General features: G+C 65.7%; 17 protein-coding genes. 5 read left to right on the top strand and 12 right to left on the bottom strand.

Annotated features, from left to right (window positions below; all coding sequences use genetic code 11):
• Positions 1-99 precede the first annotated feature (99 nt).
• From ASF61_RS01230 to waaA, 4 genes are all read left to right on the top strand, one after another.
• Positions 100-1,188 carry a glycosyltransferase gene (locus tag ASF61_RS01230; protein WP_056150337.1) on the top strand — a complete coding sequence of 363 codons (1,089 nt, stop codon included), beginning with the start codon at positions 100-102 and terminating at the stop codon, positions 1,186-1,188.
• A gap of 136 nt (positions 1,189-1,324) precedes the next feature.
• On the top strand, positions 1,325-2,707 hold the full coding sequence (locus ASF61_RS01225; protein ID WP_056150335.1) for a phosphomannomutase/phosphoglucomutase: 1,383 nt from the start codon (positions 1,325-1,327) through the stop codon (positions 2,705-2,707).
• A 4-nt stretch (positions 2,708-2,711) separates the two neighbouring features.
• Positions 2,712-3,746 carry a lipopolysaccharide heptosyltransferase I gene (gene waaC, locus ASF61_RS01220; RefSeq protein ID WP_056150334.1) on the top strand — a complete coding sequence of 345 codons (1,035 nt, stop codon included), beginning with the start codon at positions 2,712-2,714 and terminating at the stop codon, positions 3,744-3,746.
• Position 3,747: 1 nt separating this feature from the next.
• Positions 3,748-5,034: a lipid IV(A) 3-deoxy-D-manno-octulosonic acid transferase gene (gene waaA / locus ASF61_RS01215; protein ID WP_056150332.1), complete on the top strand. Its 1,287-nt coding sequence runs from the start codon at positions 3,748-3,750 to the stop codon at positions 5,032-5,034.
• 11 nt (positions 5,035-5,045) lie between these two features.
• Here waaA and ASF61_RS01210 read toward each other — a convergent pair whose 3' ends face one another.
• The 10 genes from ASF61_RS01210 to ASF61_RS01165 form a co-directional block, all read right to left on the bottom strand.
• The gene (locus tag ASF61_RS01210; RefSeq protein ID WP_056150330.1) at positions 5,046-5,225 is read right to left on the bottom strand and encodes a hypothetical protein; all 180 of its coding nucleotides are present in this window, start codon (positions 5,223-5,225) and stop codon (positions 5,046-5,048) included.
• A 96-nt stretch (positions 5,226-5,321) separates the two neighbouring features.
• Positions 5,322-6,482: a M48 family metallopeptidase gene (locus tag ASF61_RS01205; RefSeq protein ID WP_307155847.1), complete on the bottom strand. Its 1,161-nt coding sequence runs from the start codon at positions 6,480-6,482 to the stop codon at positions 5,322-5,324.
• Entirely contained in the window at positions 6,419-7,120 is a 702-nt protein-coding gene (locus ASF61_RS01200; protein ID WP_373994519.1) for a lysophospholipid acyltransferase family protein, read from the bottom strand. Before ASF61_RS01200 ends, ASF61_RS01205 begins: the two co-directional genes overlap by 64 nt.
• Positions 7,121-7,189: 69 nt before the next feature.
• On the bottom strand, positions 7,190-7,786 hold the full coding sequence (gene gmhB, locus ASF61_RS01195; RefSeq protein ID WP_082491144.1) for a D-glycero-beta-D-manno-heptose 1,7-bisphosphate 7-phosphatase: 597 nt from the start codon (positions 7,784-7,786) through the stop codon (positions 7,190-7,192).
• On the bottom strand, positions 7,787-9,901 hold the full coding sequence (glyS, locus tag ASF61_RS01190) for a glycine--tRNA ligase subunit beta (protein WP_056151181.1): 2,115 nt from the start codon (positions 9,899-9,901) through the stop codon (positions 7,787-7,789).
• Positions 9,902-9,917: 16 nt separating this feature from the next.
• Positions 9,918-10,868, bottom strand: coding sequence for a glycine--tRNA ligase subunit alpha (glyQ, locus tag ASF61_RS01185; RefSeq protein ID WP_056150327.1), 951 nt, complete (start codon positions 10,866-10,868; stop codon positions 9,918-9,920).
• Positions 10,869-10,964: 96 nt separating this feature from the next.
• Complete coding sequence (lnt, locus tag ASF61_RS01180) at positions 10,965-12,560, bottom strand: apolipoprotein N-acyltransferase (protein ID WP_056150325.1); 1,596 nt, start codon at positions 12,558-12,560, stop codon at positions 10,965-10,967.
• Positions 12,560-13,444 carry an HlyC/CorC family transporter gene (locus ASF61_RS01175; protein WP_056150322.1) on the bottom strand — a complete coding sequence of 295 codons (885 nt, stop codon included), beginning with the start codon at positions 13,442-13,444 and terminating at the stop codon, positions 12,560-12,562. Before ASF61_RS01175 ends, lnt begins: the two co-directional genes overlap by 1 nt.
• A gap of 94 nt (positions 13,445-13,538) precedes the next feature.
• Positions 13,539-14,045 carry an rRNA maturation RNase YbeY gene (gene ybeY, locus ASF61_RS01170; RefSeq protein ID WP_056150319.1) on the bottom strand — a complete coding sequence of 169 codons (507 nt, stop codon included), beginning with the start codon at positions 14,043-14,045 and terminating at the stop codon, positions 13,539-13,541.
• Entirely contained in the window at positions 14,029-15,129 is a 1,101-nt protein-coding gene (locus ASF61_RS01165; RefSeq protein ID WP_056150316.1) for a PhoH family protein, read from the bottom strand. The genes ybeY and ASF61_RS01165 overlap by 17 nt, the downstream gene beginning before the upstream one ends.
• 327 nt (positions 15,130-15,456) lie before the next feature.
• Here ASF61_RS01165 and ASF61_RS01160 point away from each other — a divergent pair, with 327 nt between their 5' ends.
• A complete protein-coding gene (locus ASF61_RS01160) occupies positions 15,457-15,795 on the top strand; it encodes a hypothetical protein (protein ID WP_056150314.1) in 339 nt (112 codons plus the stop codon).
• Positions 15,796-15,870: 75 nt separating this feature from the next.
• Here ASF61_RS01160 and ASF61_RS01155 read toward each other — a convergent pair whose 3' ends face one another.
• Positions 15,871-16,758, bottom strand: coding sequence for an HDOD domain-containing protein (locus ASF61_RS01155; RefSeq protein WP_056150312.1), 888 nt, complete (start codon positions 16,756-16,758; stop codon positions 15,871-15,873).
• Complete coding sequence (locus ASF61_RS01150) at positions 16,751-17,095, bottom strand: hypothetical protein (RefSeq protein ID WP_056150309.1); 345 nt, start codon at positions 17,093-17,095, stop codon at positions 16,751-16,753. The genes ASF61_RS01155 and ASF61_RS01150 overlap by 8 nt, the downstream gene beginning before the upstream one ends.
• Between the last annotated feature and the right edge of the window lie 22 nt (positions 17,096-17,117).

The following is a 17,117-nucleotide window of genomic DNA, read 5'->3' as shown; positions in this document are numbered from 1 at the left end:
AAGTAGCCGGTTGTGTCCCGCTATCCGGTACAATCGAGTTGACGAGGTGGCAACCTGCCTGGTCCGACATCGCAGGCGCCTTCGGTCATTGGACTGTCTATGATCTCATTCTTGCTGAGCTTTATCGCTTCCGCCTTCCTGACCTTGCTGGTGATTAAGGAGTCGCGTCTGCACGGACCGGCACTCGACAATGGCGCCGGCGCGCAGAAGGTGCATGCGCACCGGGTGGCGCGGATCGGCGGGCTGTCGATCTTTCTGGCGGTGGCGCTCAGTTCCGCCGTCGCCGTCTGGCGCAATCCGGCCCTGGGTGCGTGGCTGGCGCCCTTGCTGCTGTGCTCGGCTGTAGCATTCACCGGCGGCCTGCTCGAGGATTACACCAACCGGGTCAGTCCGCAGCGGCGCCTGTTGCTGACCATGGGGGCGGCGGCACTGGGCTTTTTCCTGCTCGACGCGCGCATCGACCGTATCGACTGGCCATTCAGCGCGCTGGCCCTGAGCCATTGGTGGCTGACCCTGCCGTTGACGGTGCTGGCGGTCTCCGGTATCGCCAACGCGGTCAACATCATCGACGGCTTCAATGGCTTGGCCGGTGTCGTGTGCATCTGCATGTTGCTGTCGCTCGCCTATGTCGCGCTGCAGGTCGATGACACGTTCGTCCTGGTCGCTGCCGTCATGGTGGCGGGCGCCACCGCCGGCTTCCTGGTCTGGAATTATCCGGTCGGCCTGATTTTCCTCGGCGACGGCGGCGCCTATTTCATCGGTTTCATGCTCGGGGAACTGGCCTTGTTGCTGGCAATGCGCAATCCGGCAGTCTCGACGTGGTATGCGGCCTTGCTGCTGATTTATCCGGCGTTCGAAACGCTGTTTTCCGTGTATCGCAGGTTGGTGGTGCGCGGAAAATCGCCGATCATTCCCGATGGCATACATTTGCACAGTCTGATCTTCCGCCGCGTGGTGCAATGGGCAGTGGGGCCCCAGGAAGCGCGTGCGCTGCTGCGCCGCAATGCGATGACATCGCCTTATCTATGGCTGTTGTCGTTGTCGGCGGTGATTCCTGCAACGCTGTTCTGGCATCACACGGGGATTTTAATCGGCTGCTGCCTGGTATTTATCGCCGCTTATCTGTGGATTTATGTGCGCCTCGTCCGCTTCAAGGCGCCACGCTGGTTGATCATGCGTAAAAAATAAGATGACGCATCGGGACTTGCCTGCCGCTGCCATCGCACTTACTATGTCGGTAGCAAGGCAATCCCATCCCGCCTCCCACCAATCTCGCCTCCGCCCGACGGCATGCGCCGCCAGGCAGGCATCACTGTTATCCATTATGGTTTCCTTATCCAAGACGATTTTCAAGGCTTACGACATCCGCGGCATTATCGATAAAACCCTCGACGAGGGCGTTGCGCGCCAGATCGGCCAGGCTTTCGGCCAGGCCGCGCTGCTCAAGGGCGAGCGGACCGTGGTGATCGGCCGCGACGGTCGTCTGTCGGGTCCGGCGCTGGCGGCAGCGCTGGCGCAAGGGCTGCAGGCGGCGGGCGTCAACGTGATCGATCTCGGCGTGGTGGCCACGCCGATGGTGTATTTCGGCACCAACGTCCTCGGTGCGGCCTCGGGCATCATGGTGACCGGCAGCCACAATCCGCCCGACTACAACGGCTTCAAGATGGTGCTGGCCGGCGAAGCGATCCACGGCGACGCGATCACCTCGCTGTACCAGCGCATCGTCGACCATGATGGCAGCCAGGCGGCCGTCCCGGGCAGCTACAGCACCCACGACATCCGCGCCCAGTATCTCGAACGCATCATCGGCGACGTCAAGCTGGCGCGCCCGATCAAGATCGCCGTCGATTGCGGCAACGGCGTGGCCGGCGCCTTCGCAGGCGATCTGTACCGCGGCATGGGTTGCGAAGTGATCGAACTGTTCTGCGAAGTGGACGGCACCTTCCCCAACCACCACCCCGATCCGGCCCACCCGGAAAACCTGCAGGACCTGATCCGGGCCCTGCAGCAAACCGACGCCGAGATCGGCCTGGCGTTCGACGGCGACGGCGACCGCCTGGGCCTGGTCACCAAGGATGGCCAGATCATTTATCCGGACCGCCAGATGATGCTGTTCGCGGCCGAGGTGCTGTCGCGTAACCCGGGCGCGCAGATCCTCTACGATGTCAAGTGCACGCGCCACCTGGCGCCGTACATCGAGAAGTCCGGCGGCGTACCGCTGATGTACAAGACCGGCCACTCGCTGGTCAAGGCCAAGTTCAAGGAAACCGGCGCCCCGCTGGGCGGTGAAATGAGCGGTCACATCTTCTTCAAGGACCGCTGGTACGGCTTCGACGACGGCCTGTACGCGGGCGCGCGCATGCTGGAAATCCTGACCCAAGCGCGCGATCCGTCCGCGCTGCTCAACGCGCTGCCGCAATCGGACAGCACGCCCGAGCTGCACCTGCACCTGGCCGAAGGCGAAAACTTTGTCGTCATGGACCACTTGCGTGCCCACGCGCAGTTCCCCGGCAACAAGCAGATCATCACCATCGACGGCTTGCGCGTGGAGTACGAGGACGGCTTCGGCCTGGCGCGCTCGTCCAACACCACGCCGGTGATCGTGATGCGTTTTGAAGCTGAAACGCCGGCTGCACTGGCGCGCATCCAGGGCCAGTTCCGCGACGTGATCCTGGCCGCCAAACCGGACGCCGTACTGCCGTTTTAAATCGATGACGACGCAAGCGCGCGGCGGCAGGCCGCTGAATATTTTGCTGGTGCGCGTGTCGTCGCTCGGCGATGTGCTGCACAACCTGCCCATGGTGGCCGACATCGCCCGCCACTTCCCGGACGCCAACATCGACTGGGTGGTGGAGGAGGGCTTCGTCAGCCTCGTGCAACTCAATCCGCGGGTACGCACCATCATCCCGTTCGCCTTGCGGCGCTGGCGCAAAAGCCTGGGCAAGCCCGAGACACGGGCCGAGATCAAGGCTTTTTTCCGCACCCTGCGCGCGCAGGCATACGATGTGGTGTTCGACACCCAGGGCCTGCTCAAGACCGGCGTCATCATGGGCGCCGCGCGCGTGGTCAAGGGCGGTCGCAAGGTCGGCATGGCCAATGGCAGCGAGGGCTCGGGCTACGAGGGCATCTCTCGCATCTTCCATACCGTCAGCGTGCCGACCGATCCGCGCACCCACGCGGTGGCGCGCGGCCGCCTCGTGGCTGCCGCTGCGCTCGGTTATCCGTCCGACGATATTGCCAACCATCCGGCCGACTTCGGCCTGGCGCCGCTGCCGGCCGATACCCCGCGTCCCGACTGGATGCCGCCTGCATACACGGTGTTTTTCCACGGCACCGCGCGCGACGCCAAGAAATGGTCGCCCGAGAACTGGATCGCGCTCGGCCGCGCGCTCGCTGCCGAACCCGATCCGATGCCTGTGCTGCTGCCGTGGGGTTCGCCCAAGGAAAAAGCGGAAGCCGAACAGCTGGCCGCCAGCCTGCCCAACGCCCGCCTGTTGCCCAGGCTGTCGATGGCGGACGCGGTGCTGCTGGCGCGCCGGGCCGACCTGGTGGTCGGCGTCGATACCGGCCTGACCCACATTGCTGCAGCGTTCGTGCGGCCGACCGTGGAAATCTACGCCGATTCGCCGCGCTGGAAGACCGAGGGCAACTGGTCACCGCGCATTATCAACCTCGGCGACACCGGTACGCCGCCGCCGGTGGACCAGGTGCTGGCGGCTGCCCGCAGCCTGCTGGCGGGACGCTGAGATGCGCTGGCTCTATTCCCTGCTGTGGTGGCTGGCGCTGCCGCTGGTACTGGCGCGCCTGTGGTTGCGCGGACGCCGTGAGCCCGGTTACCGCCGCCACTGGGGCGAGCGCCTCGGTGTGTATGGCGCCGCCGTCCCCGATGCCGGAGCGCCGGTGCTGTGGGTGCACGCCGTGTCGGTGGGCGAGACCCGCGCCGCCGAGCCGCTGGTCGACGCGCTGCTGGCCGCGTATCCGCACGGCCGCGTGGTCCTGACCCACATGACACCGACCGGCCGCGAGACCGGCCGCACCCTGTTCGCCAAACATGGTACGCGGCTGTTGCAAGCGTACCTGCCTTACGACACCGGCCTGATGGTGGCCAGTTTCATCCGGCATTTCACGCCGTCGATCTGCATCCTGATGGAAACCGAGGTGTGGCCCAACCTGATTGCCGTGTGCGGCCAGCGCGGCGTGCCGGTGCTGCTGGCCAATGCCCGCCTGTCGGAACGGTCGCTGGCCAAGGCGCAGCGCCTGGGTACGCTGATCCGCGAGGCGGCGCAAGGCATCACGCTAGTGGCTGCGCAGACTGCGGCCGATGCGGCGCGCGCGCGCACGCTGGGCGTGCCGCGCGTGGAAGTGACCGGCAGCATCAAGTTCGACGTGGTGGTGCCGCCTGCGGCGCTGGCCGTCGGCGCCAGCTTGCGCGCGGCCATCGGCGCCAGGCCGGTGCTGCTGTGCGCCAGCACGCGCGACGGCGAGGAAGCGCCGATCCTGGAAGCGTTCCGCCGCGCCCGCGCCGCCCTGCCGGCCAAGACCCTGCTGCTGATCGTGCCGCGTCACCCGCAGCGCTTCGACGACGTGGAAAAACTGATCGGCTGGCAGGGGTTGAATGTGCAGCGCCGCAGCACGCTCGATACCGCTGCGCCGCTGGCGTCGCATATCGACGTGGTGCTCGGCGACTCGATGGGGGAGATGTTTGCGTACTACGATGTCTGCGACGTCGCTTTTGTCGGCGGCAGCCTGCTGCCGCTTGGCGGGCAGAACCTGATCGAACCGGCCGCGCTGGGCAAGCCGGTGTTGATCGGTCCGCATACTTTCAATTTCGAGCTGGTCACCGAGGATGCGGTGGCTGCCGGCGGCGCCCTGCGCGTGGCCGATGCGCCGGCGCTGATGGCCGAAGCGGCGCGCCTGCTGCACGATCAGCAAGCCCGCAACGCCATCGGCGCGCACGCCCTGGCGTTTGCCAACCAGCACCGTGGGGCGACGGCCCGCACGCTGGCGCTACTGTCGTCATTGCTGAAGCGATAGTGCCGGCGGCATCAGCCGCCGCCGATGCCCTCGACAATGACGCCGGTACCGCCACAGTTGCTGCAGGAGACGGCAGCGCCGGCCTGCTCGACCTGTCCCTTGCCGTGACAGACCGGGCAGATATCTTCGCCCGTACCGGGCGTACCAGCCGGCGCATCGTCGCCGGGATTGAGGGGAGCAGCGTTTGCCATGACAACCTCGCGCAAGAAAGGAAAAGCCCATTCTTACACGCCCACCCGCCAACCCCCACTCGTTTCGACCAGGCAAGTCTTACCCGAAGCTGACGTTCAGGGGAACAGGATCGGCAGTTCCTGGGCGCGCTTGCGCAGCAGGTTGCGGGCGTCGTCGTATTCGGGGTAGATCAGGCCGACCGTGTTCCAGAACGCCGCGCTGTGGTTCATTTCCAGCGTATGGGCCAGCTCGTGGGCGACCACGTAGTCGATCAGCGGTAGCGAGAAGTGGATCAGTTTCCAGTTCAGGCGGATCTTGCGGTCGGCCGTGCACGAGCCCCAGCGCGTGCCGGCCGACGACAGGCCGAACGCGCTGTAGTGCACGCCCAGGCGGCTGGCGTACAGGTCCAGCCGTTGCACGAACAGGTGTTTGGCTTCGTGCTGGTACCAGGCCTTGACGCGTTCCTTGAGCGCTTGTTCGGTGGCGCCCGGCAGCAGCACCACGGTCAGTTCGCGGGTGGCGGCGTCGAAACTGGTGCGGTAGCGTCCGCCGACGAGCAGGCGCAGCGTGATGTCGGCGCCCAGGTAGGGCAGGCTGGCGCCGTCTATCCATTCCACCGGCGGCTTTTGCAGCCGCGCGGCACGGCGTTCGCGGCGTTCCTTGAGCTTGGACAGGATCCAGCCCTGCTTGGTGCGGATCGCGTGATCGACTTCGGCGATGGTCACGCGCCGCGGCGCCGTCACGCGCAGGCCGTCGTCGTCGATCATGAAGCCGATCGAGCGCCGGGTCGAGCGGCGCAGTTCGTATTCGAGGATGAATTCGCCAACCTGCAGCTGGCGCTTGGTGCTGTGTTCCGGCACGGGAACCGGCACCTGCGACCTGACCGGCACGGCAATCTCGGGCGCGGCGATGGGCGGGACCGGTGCAGCGGGGCGGGGCATGACCGCCGGGTGGACCGACGGACTAGTCAGAGCCCTGGCGGATGGCTCGATGGCGGGAGGGCGCGGCTGCGTCGTGGCGTACCCGGGTGGATGATCGACCGCGTGATCGACATAGGGCGAAACCGGCGGCGGCTTGGCGGCCGCCGGGGGGACCGACCAGACCGGCGCCGTGTACACGGGGCGCGGCGCGGTGTCGCGCCCGAACAGGTCGGGCTGTTCGATGGCGCCAGCGGCAGGTCGTGCCGCCGCCGGCGCTGCCTGCGCCTGCGCGGTCAGGTCGTCGAGCCAGCGCTGTAGGCGTGGGGCGAAATGACGCGCATTTCTGATTCTATCCAATTTTCCACCTGTTGCATCATGCCGTCCGGCGTTTGTCCTTCGGGAGAAATAGGCTTGCCGATCGATACTGTAACAAGCCCCGGCTTTTTAATGAAAGAATTTTTCGGCCAGCACTCGCCCGAATTGTGGGCGATCGGCACCACCACGGCGCCGGTGGACATCGCCAGCCGGGTGCCGCCGCTCTTGTACTTGCCGGTCTGGCCCACGGGAACGCGGGTGCCTTCCGGGAACATGATGATCCACTGGCCGTCGGCCAGCCGTCGCTTGCCGATGCGCACCACGTGCTTGAACGCGTTCTTGCCCTGCTTGCGGTCGATCGGAATCATGCGCAGCAGCGCCATCGCCCAGCCGAAGAACGGGATGTACAGGATTTCCTTCTTGAACACGAATACCAGCGGACGCGGCAGGTTAGGCAGCAAAAAGATGGTTTCCCAGGCCGACTGGTGCTTGGACAGCACCACGGCCGGCGCATCGGGAAAATTCTCGGCGCCGCGCACTTCGTAGCGGATGCCGCAGATCACTTTCAGGCACCAGATCATGAACACGTTCCAGCGCGACGTGACCCAGAAACGCTTGTTGTACGGCAGTGGCGCGGCCAGCAGGCAGATCATCGACCAGAAAATGGTGGACACGACCATCACGATGGTAAACAACAGCGAACGCAAAAACAGAACGGGATGACCCAACGCAGACTCCGGAGACTTGATTTAATGGGTGGCCGGCGCAGGCGCCGGCGAGGCAGCGGCGGCAGCGGCCGTCTTGAGCAGATGGGCCACGACGCCCGCCAGGTCGGCAAACACCTGGGTGCCGGGCGGCAGCCCGCCGGTGGCCTGGGTTTTCTCGCCCTTGCCGGTCAACACCAGGTAGGGCACGCAGCCGCTGACGTACCCCGCTTGCAGGTCGCGCAGCGAATCGCCGACCACCGGCACCCCCTTGAGACTGACCTTGTAACGCTGGGCGATCTCGGTAAACATGCCCGGTTTCGGCTTACGGCAGTCGCAGTTGTCGGCGGCCGCATGCGGGCAGAAGAACACCGCGTCGATGTCGGCGCCCACTTGCTGGGCCAGGCTGTGCATCTTGTGGTGGATGGCGTTCAGGGTCGTCATGTCGAACAGCTCGCGGGCGATGCCGGACTGGTTCGACGCCACCACCACCCGGTAGCCGGCCTGGTTCAGCCGCGCGATCGCCTCGAGCGACCCCGGTACCGGTATCCACTCGGCCGGCGACTTGATGAAGTCGGGCGAGTCGTGGTTGATCACGCCGTCGCGGTCGAGGATGATCAGCTTGATGGCGGGCGCACCCATTTACGCCGCCAGCTTGGAAATGTCGGCCACGCGGTTCATCATGCCGTGCAGCGACGACAGCAGGGCCAGGCGGTTGTTGCGCAGCGCGATATCGTCGGCCATCACCATCACGTCATTGAAGAAGGCATCGACCTCGTTGCGCAGCTGCGCCAGCGTTTTCAGCGCGTCCTCGAAGTCGCCGCGGATGAAGGCGGCGTCGATGTCGGGCTGCACGCGGATGACTGCGGCGGCCAGGTCCTTCTCGGCCTGGTCCTGCAGCAGGGCCGGATCGACCACGGTGGCGCTGGCGCCGGCAGCGGCCAGCGCTGCCTCGTTTTTCTTGAGGATGTTGGTGATGCGCTTGTTGGCGGCGGCCAGCGAGGCCGCTTCCGGCAGCGCGGCAAACGCCTTGACCGCGTCCAGGCGCTGGACGATGTCGTCGAGGCGGTCCGGCTGCTGTGCCACCACCGCTTCGATCTCGTTGGGCGAGAAGCCGCGCTCGCGCAGGATGCCGCGCAGGCGGTCCATCATGAAGGCGGTCACCTCGCGCGACGGATCGCTGAAGCCGGCCACGCCGGTGAACTGCTGGGCGGCAGCGTCGAGCAGGCCGCTGATCGACAGGATCAGGCGTTTCTCGATCAGCATGCGCAGCACGCCGAGCGCGTGGCGGCGCAGCGCGAACGGATCCTTGTCGCCGGTCGGCTGCAGGCCGATCGACCAGATGCCGACCAGCGTCTCGAGCTTGTCGGCCAGCGCCACGGCGGTGCCGGTGACGGTCGATGGCAGCGCGTCGCCGGCAAAGCGCGGCTGGTAGTGTTCGGAAGCGGCCAGCGCCACGTCTTCCGGTTCGCCGTCGTTGCGGGCGTAATAGGTGCCCATGATGCCTTGCAGCTCGGGGAACTCGCCGACCATGTCGGTCAGCAGGTCGGCCTTGGACAGCTTGGCCGCACGCGTGGCCAGCGCGGTGTCGCCGCCGATCTGGGTGGCGATGAAGCCGGCCAGGCCGGAGACGCGCTCGCTGCGCTCGGCCTGGGTGCCCAGCTTGTTGTGGTACACGACGTTCTTGAGCAGCGGCAGGCGCGACTCGAGCGTCTTTTTCTTGTCCTGCTCGAAGAAGAACTTGGCGTCGGACAGGCGCGGACGCACCACGCGCTCGTTGCCGCCGATGATGGCGGCCGGGGTGTCGGTGGCGATGTTGGAGACGATCAGGAAGCGCGAGCGCAGCTTGCCGTCGGCGTCCGTCAGCGCAAAGTATTTCTGGTTGGTCTGCATGGTCAGGATCAGGCATTCCTGCGGCACCGCCAGGAAGGCTTCCTCGAAGTGGCAGGCGTACACGACCGGCCACTCGACCAGCGCGGTCACTTCATCGAGCAGCGCTTCCGGCATCAGCACCTGGTCGGCGCCGGCCGCTGCCAGCAGTTCGGCACGGATTTTTTCCTTGCGCTGGTCCACGCCCGGCAACACCCGGCCCGCTGCTTCCAGCGTGGCCGCGTAGCTGTCGGCGTCGGCAATGGTGACGTCGCGCTGGCCCGGCGCCGTCAGGAAGCGGTGGCCTTCGGTGACGTTCGATGCGGTCAGGCCCAGCAGCGTCAACGGCACCACGGTCGCACCGTGCAGGGCCACCAGGCGGTGCGCCGGGCGCACGAACTGCACGGTGGCACCGTCCGGGCGCTGGTAGCTCATCACCTTCGGGATCGGCAGCCTGGCGACCGTCTCTTCGAGCGCCGCCTGCAAGCCTGCCTGCAGCGCGCTGCCGGCTGCCGTGTAGGTGTAGAAAAAGCTCTCGGCCTTGCCATCCTGGGCGCGTTCGAGTTCAGCCACGGTCAGGTGCGGGAAGCCCAGCGCGGCCAGTTTCTTGGCCAGCGGGGCGGTCGGGTTGCCGGCCGCGTCCAGCGCCACCGACACCGGCAGCACTTTTTCACGGATCGACTTGTCGGGCGAGGTGGCGCGCACGCCGGTGATGGACACGGCCAGCCGGCGCGGCGTGGCGTACGCAGTGGCGACGCTGTCCGCTTGCAGGAAGTCGCGCGTGGTCAGGCCGTTGACGATGCCGTCGGCAAACGCCTTGCCCAGTTTGGCAAGCGCCTTGGGTGGCAGTTCTTCGGTCAGCAGTTCGATGAGCAGGGTGTGAGTCATGTTATTCAATGTCTGATTATTTGGCAGCGGCAGCAGCAGGAACGTCGGCAGCGGCGGCACCGGGCGCCAGCGGGAAGCCGAGGCGCTCGCGCGATTCGTAATACGCTTGCGCGACCAGGCGCGACAGGGCGCGCACGCGGCCGATGTAGGCGGCGCGTTCGGTCACGGAAATGGCGCCGCGCGCGTCGAGCAGGTTGAAGCTGTGCGACGCCTTCATGATCTGCTCGTAGGCGGGCAGGGTCAGCTGCGCTTCGATCAGGCGCTTGGCTTCCGACTCGTGGTTGTTGAACTGGGCAAACAGCAGCTCGGTGTTCGAGTGTTCGAAGTTATAGGCCGATTGCTCCACCTCGTTCTGGTGGAACACGTCGCCGTACTTGAGGGTCTTGGTCACCGGCTCGCCGGCCGGGCCGTTTTCTTCCCAGGTGGTCCACACCAGGTCGTACATGTTTTCCACGCCCTGCAGGTACATCGCCAGGCGTTCGACGCCGTAGGTGATTTCGCCGAGCACCGGCTTGCAGTCGAGACCGCCCACCTGCTGGAAATAGGTGAACTGCGTCACTTCCATGCCGTTCAGCCAGACTTCCCAGCCCAGGCCCCAGGCGCCGAGCGTCGGCGACTCCCAGTCGTCTTCGACGAAGCGCACATCGTTCTGTTTCAAATCCAGGCCCAGCGCCTCGAGCGAACCGAGATACAGGTCGAGGATGTTGTCCGGCGCCGGCTTCATCACGACCTGGTACTGGTAGTAGTGCTGGCCGCGGTTGGGGTTTTCGCCGTAGCGGCCATCCTTGGGGCGGCGCGACGGCTGCACGTAGGCCGCGCGCCACGGCTCGGGGCCGATCGCGCGCAGGAAGGTGCCGGTGTGGAAGGTGCCGGCGCCGACTTCCATGTCGTACGGTTGCAGCAGGGCGCAACCTTGCTGGTCCCAGTAGGTTTGCAAGGTCAGGATAATTTGTTGGAATGTCAGCATCGTGTGGAGTCCGGGGCGCGCCGGCCGGGCAGGCGCGCGGGTTGCAGTTTCACTAAAGGAGCAATTTTAGCGGGTTTTACGGGGGCTGGAGCCAAACTATGTGGGGGCGGCGGCGTTTTTCGCCGTCCGCGCCCGTTTTGCCCACAGCCAGGCGCCGCCGACCGAGAACAGCGCCAGCGCCAGGAACAGCTTGTTGCCCAGCGCGATGTACGGCGTGGTGCCGGCCATGCCCTGGACCTGGGCCGCCAGCGTGCCGGTGGTGTTGACCGGCAGCTGTTCGCGCAGCGTGCCGCGGCCATCGATGATGGCGGTGGCGCCGGTGTTGGTGGCGCGCAGCATCGGGCGTCCCGTTTCCAGCGTGCGCATCTGCGAGATCTGCAAATGCTGGGGAATCGCGATGGTGTCGCCGAACCACGCCAGGTTGGAAATATTGAGCAGCATGGTGGCCGGCTGCTGGCCCTGCGCGGGCGTGTGCAGCTGCGCGGCGATCTCTTCGCCGAACAGGTCCTCGTAGCAGATATTGGGCAGCACGCGCTGGTCCTTGATGGCAAACGCGGGCTGGAGGTCCGGCCCGCTGGTCTGGTCGCCGAGCGGGATCGCCATCAGGTTGACGAACCAGCGGAAGCCCCACGGGATGAATTCGCCGTACGGCACCAGGTGGTGCTTGTCGTAACGGTAGTAGCTGCCGGCGACCTGCGCGGCGCCCGGATGCGATGCGATGCCGAGCACGCTGTTGTAGTAGGCGGTGCGGCTGTCGGCCGTGGGGATGCCGAGCATCAGGTTGCTGCCAGTCTGCTGCATGTACTGCGCCAGGCCCGGCAGGTAGTCGGGCGGCAGCTGCTGCGGCAGCATGACGATCGCCGTCTCCGGCGTGGCGATCAGGTCGGCCGGCGCGGCAGTGATGGCATCCTGGTACTGGCGCATCACGGCAGCCACGCGGGCGCCGTCGAATTTTTCTTCCTGCGGCACATTGCCCTGGATCAGGCGCACCGAGATCGGCCCGCCTTCCGGGTGGGTCCATGCGATGAAGCGCAGGCCCACGCCGGCCACCGAGATCGCCACCACCAGCGCCAGCGCGCGCAGGCGCGTGCGGTGGAATACCAGCAGCAGGGCGCCGGCGATCAGCGCCGCCAGCCAGCCCAGGCCGTACACGCCGACGATCGGCGCAAAGCCGGCCAGCGGACTGTGGTTGTGGGCGTAGCCGGACGACAGCCACGGAAAACCGGTAAACAGCCAGCCGCGCAGCCATTCGGACAGCGCCCACAGGGCCGGCAACAGCAGCAGGTTGGCCGCTGGCAGCGGCAGCGCCCAGGTCTTGCGCAGCCAGGCCGCCGTGCCCATGGCCAGCGCCACGTAAAAGCCCATGGCCCACGCCAGCAGGGCGACCGCCAGCACGGCCAGCGGCGCCGGCATGCCGCCATGGTCGTGCATCGACACGTACAGCCAGTGGACGCCGGCGCCGGTCCAGCCGAAGCCGAACGCCCATCCGATCAGGCCGGCCGCCTTGACGCTGCTGCTGCGCAGGACCTGGTAGAACAGGGTGGCGAGACCGAGGATTTCCAACGGCCACCAGCCGAACGGCGCAAAGCCCAGCACGCACAGCGCGCCGGCGATTGCCGTGATCAGCATGCGGCCGCGGGTACTGCGCTGGGGCTTTGGAGGGGCGTTGGGGTCGGCGCGGCGAAAGCGCATTACGGGACCGGGTCCGGGATCGGCGTGGCCGGCAGCTTTTCCACCAGCAGCACGTGGATCTGGCGGGCGTCGGCGCGCAGCACTTCGAAGCGCAAGCCCTGGTAGTTGAAGACGTCGCCCTTGTGCGGCATGCGCGAGAGGTGCTTGGCGACCAGGCCGCCGATGGTGTCGACATCGTCATCGGTCAGGTCGGTGTCGAGCTCTTCGTTGAATTGCTCGATTTCGGTCAGCGCCTTGACGCGCCAGCGCGGACCGCGCGGGCCTTCCTTGATCGACAGGATGTTGTCTTCTTCCTCGTCGAAGTCGTACTCGTCCTCGATGTCGCCGACGATCTGTTCGAGCACGTCCTCGATCGTGATCAGGCCGGATACGCCGCTGTATTCGTCGACCACGATGGCCATGTGGTTGTGGGTGGCGCGAAAGTCGCGCAGCAGCACGTTCAGGCGTTTCGATTCGGGAATGAACACGGCCGGGCGCAGCATGGCGCGCACGTCGAACGATTCCTCGGCATAGTAGCGCAGCAGGTCTTTGGCCAGCAGGATGCCGATTACCTTGTCGCGCTCGCCCTCGGTGGCGGGAAAGCGCGAGTGGGCGGTGGCGAGCACGATCGGCATCCATTCCTCGATCGGGCGCGAAATGTCGATCACGTCCATTTGCGAGCGCGGCACCATGATGTCGCGCGCGGACAGGTCGGAGACCTGGAACACGCCCTCGATCATCGACAGCGCATCGGCGTCGATCAGCTTGCGTTCGTGGGCGTCATGGAGAACCTCGAGCAGTTCCGCGCGGTTCTCGGGCTCGGGGGAAATAAAGGCGGTCAGGCGTTCGAACAGCGACCGGTGGGGTTTGGCGTCAGTCTTGACGCCACTAGAGTGCTCTTGCATAGGAGGCGTGAGCCATTGTTATGAAGGGGTACAGGATACACCAAATGGCCGCAGGCAGAAGTTTTTGTCAAAAAAACCAGCTGTTTCGCGGACGTTACGCGTGCGCCTTCTCCTGCGCATACGGATCGGCAAAGCCCAGCGTGGCCAGCAGCTCGGTTTCCAGCGCTTCCATCTCGGCCGCCTCGTCGTCGTCCTCGTGGTCGTAGCCCTGGGCGTGCAGCACCCCGTGCACGACCAGGTGCGCCACATGTTCTTCCACGGTCTTGTGCTGCGCGGCCGCTTCCTGCTCGAGCACGTCGGTGCAGAGGATGATGTCGGCCCGGGTCGGTTCATCGTCGGGCACGCCATTGCCGGCCTCGTCACCTTCGTTGTAGGCGAAGGTCAGCACATTGGTGGCGTAGTCCTTGCCGCGGTAGTCGCGGTTCAGGCTGCGGCCTTCGTCGGCAGCGACGAAGCGGATGGTCAGCTCGGCCGGCGCGAACAGGGCAGCGCCGATCCAGCGCTTGAGCTTGGCGCGGGTGACCAGGGTTTTCAGGCGCGGGTCGGGGTATTGCACCGACAAGGCCAGCGCGTGGGCTGGCGGACTATTTTTTTCGGACATTTTTCAGGGCAGTGGTTTTCAGCAGGGGGGCGATTTCCGCCTCGTGGTTGTGGGCGGTCTCGTAGGCATCGACGATGCGCGCCACCAGCGGGTGGCGCACCACATCTTCGCTGGTGAAATGGCTGAAGGCCACGCCGCGCACGTCTTTCAGCACCTGGACCGCATCGACCAGGCCGCTCTTCTGGCTCTTGTGCAGGTCGACCTGGGTGACGTCGCCGGTGACCACGGCCTTGCTGCCGAAGCCGATGCGGGTCAGGAACATCTTCATCTGCTCGACGGTCGTGTTCTGCGCCTCGTCGAGGATCACGAACGCGTGGTTGAGCGTGCGCCCGCGCATATAGGCCAGCGGGGCGATCTCGATCACCTGTTTTTCGAACATCTTCTGGGTACGGTCGAAGCCGAGCAGGTCGTACAGCGCGTCGTACAGCGGGCGCAGATAGGGATCGACCTTCTGGGTCAGGTCGCCCGGCAGAAAACCGAGCCGTTCCCCCGCTTCCACGGCCGGCCGGGTCAGGATGATGCGCTTGACGGCGTCGCGTTCGAGCGCATCGACCGCGCAGGCCACGGCCAGATAGGTTTTGCCGGTGCCGGCCGGGCCGACGCCGAAGCTGATGTCGTGCTCGAGGATATTGCGCAGGTAGCGGATCTGGTGCGGCGTGCGGCCGCGCAGGTCGGCGCGCCGGGTTTTCAGGACCGGGCTGTTGATGTCCGGTTCGACAAACGGTGCGGCCGCCACGGCACGCGCCGCCTCCCTGGCGGGCGCCGCCGCGTCGCCGGTTTCGCTTGCCGCCGCCGCTGCTGCGGCATTGAGGCCGGCGCGCTGCTCGACCAGGGCCAGCTGCACCTCCTCGATCGGCACGACCTTGTTGGCGACCGCATAGAACTTTTCGAGGATCTGCACCGCGCGCTCGGCGTTATAACCGCTGACGATGAATTTCTCGCCGCGGCGGAAGATGGTGACGTCCAGGGCGGCCGAGATCTGGCGCAGGTTTTCGTCGAGCGGGCCGCACAGGTGCGCCAGGCGCGTGTTATCGAGCGGCTCGGGGACAAAATACTGCGGCTGGACGGGGGTCTTGGTTTTCAATGGCGTGGTAACTCGCGAAGGGTGGGGCGGCAGTGCGCACAGGCGCTAGTTTAGCGTAAATCCCGGGCCGGCCCGCCTTGCGTGCGCCACGCTGCTGCCCGCTGTGTTGGAATGTCATGGTTGCCATGTTTTCTACATGGCGATTGATGTCGCACAACTTTGATTCTGCCGCCCAATCGGACAGCCCCACTTTTGCGCATAGAATAACATTGCTTTAAATGCAATTAAACAAGTGTCCGAACGTCCATTTGTTAATTATTGAAAACTCTAAGTTTTCCTTAAGTTCGGACCAGCAAGATCTGTTCACCCAACCAACGAGGAAACATCATGGCACACCACGCACTCGCATCGCAGGAAAGCTACAACCCCAACCACCTGCTCGACATTCTGCTGGGCAAGATGCAACTGAAAAACGACGCCGCGCTCTCGCGCCTGCTGGAAGTGGCGCCGCCCGTGATCAGCAAGATCCGCCACCATCGCCTGCCGGTCGGCGCCTCGCTGTTGATCCGCATGCACGAAGTGACGGGCATGAGCATCCGTGACCTGCGTGACCTGATGGGCGATCGCCGCACCAAGTACCGCCTGTCGGACGCCCAGGGACGACCCAAGCCGGAAGATCGCACCACCAACGACAAGGCCACGGCCGGAAACGTAGCACATCACTAATGCGCCCCGCGCTCCGCACCTGTCGCGCCGGTCTTCCGACCGGCACGGCAGGGTGCCATCGCCGCTGACCGCGCGCTAGTTCAGTAATACCATCGCAATCTCGTCATACTGCAATTCCGTCTCGCGGAATATCTGCAAATAAATTTCCTCATCGAGTCCCAGCGCTGTCCACGCCACGTTCGACACCTTCGGCACCAGGTCGTCCTGCACCTGCGCCAGGTCCAGTGCGTGCACGACCGCGTCCGCCACGTGGATGATGGTGGCCAAAAAGCCCGCACCGGGTACTTCCGGATCGTGGTGGTAGGCAATCGCGTGGCGCATGGTGTCGGAAAAGTTCCAGTGCCCGGCCAGCGCCACGCCGGCCTGCACGTGATCGACGCCGAGCACCTGGCGCTCCGCTTCCAGCAGATAGCAGTCGTGCTGCGCGCGCCAGGCCAGCGTCAGCGAATACTGGTTCGGAAAACAGGAAACCAGCACCAGCCGGCCGATATCGTGCAGCAGCCCGGCCGTGAACGCGTAATCCTGGTTGAAATGCATATGGCGCGCCAGCACCCTGGCGCAGGCAGCCGTGGCAATCGAATGGCGCCAGAACGCCTTGTCGTCGAAACCGGGGCAGTGGCCCGCAGCGAAATAGCCGGTGAGCGCAGCGGCGGTGATCAGGTTGCGCGTGGTCTGGAAGCCCAGGTAGGTAATCGCCTGCTGGATCGTGGTCACCTTGACCTGCAGGCCGTACAGCGACGAATTGGCCAGCCGCAGCGTCTTGGCGGTTAGCGCCTGGTCGTGCGACACCTTTTTTGCCAGCACCGCGATGTCCACGTCTTCCTGGTCGATGCTGTTGAGCAGTTCCATCACCACGGCAGGCAGCGACGGCAGGTCGTCGAGGTTGCGCACCACGTCGGCGTAGCTGATGATGTGGCCGGCATCGGCTTCACCGGCATGGGGGTCGTAGACGGTGTTATGCATGGTCGGACTCCTGGCGGCCGACGCGGAAGTCGTGCACGAAGCGGTGCAGCAGGCTGGTGGCCCAGTCGTCGCCGGCGTCGGGATCGGTCTTGCGGAACAGGTGGACCAGGCGCGCCGCATGGTGGGCATGGTTGGCCGCGTCTTGCTCGGGCGAGGTATCGCCGGCCAGCACCGGCAGCATGTCGATGCCGTGGCGCGGCATCAGCGCCAGCATGGCGACGGTCAGCACCGTGCCCTGCGGCAGCAGTACCTGGCCCTGCGGGTCGAGCAACACGTCCGACAGGACCATGCCCGCCCTGACGTCGGCCAGCGCCAGTTGATGATAAGTGCCTGTCATTGCCGTCTCCCGAGGTTGCCGC

Source organism: Duganella sp. Leaf126 (genome assembly GCF_001423125.1).
GTDB lineage: Bacteria > Pseudomonadota > Gammaproteobacteria > Burkholderiales > Burkholderiaceae_D > Rugamonas.
Note: the sequence above shows the minus strand (reverse complement) of the source record. Positions and strands in the feature narration are given on the sequence as shown.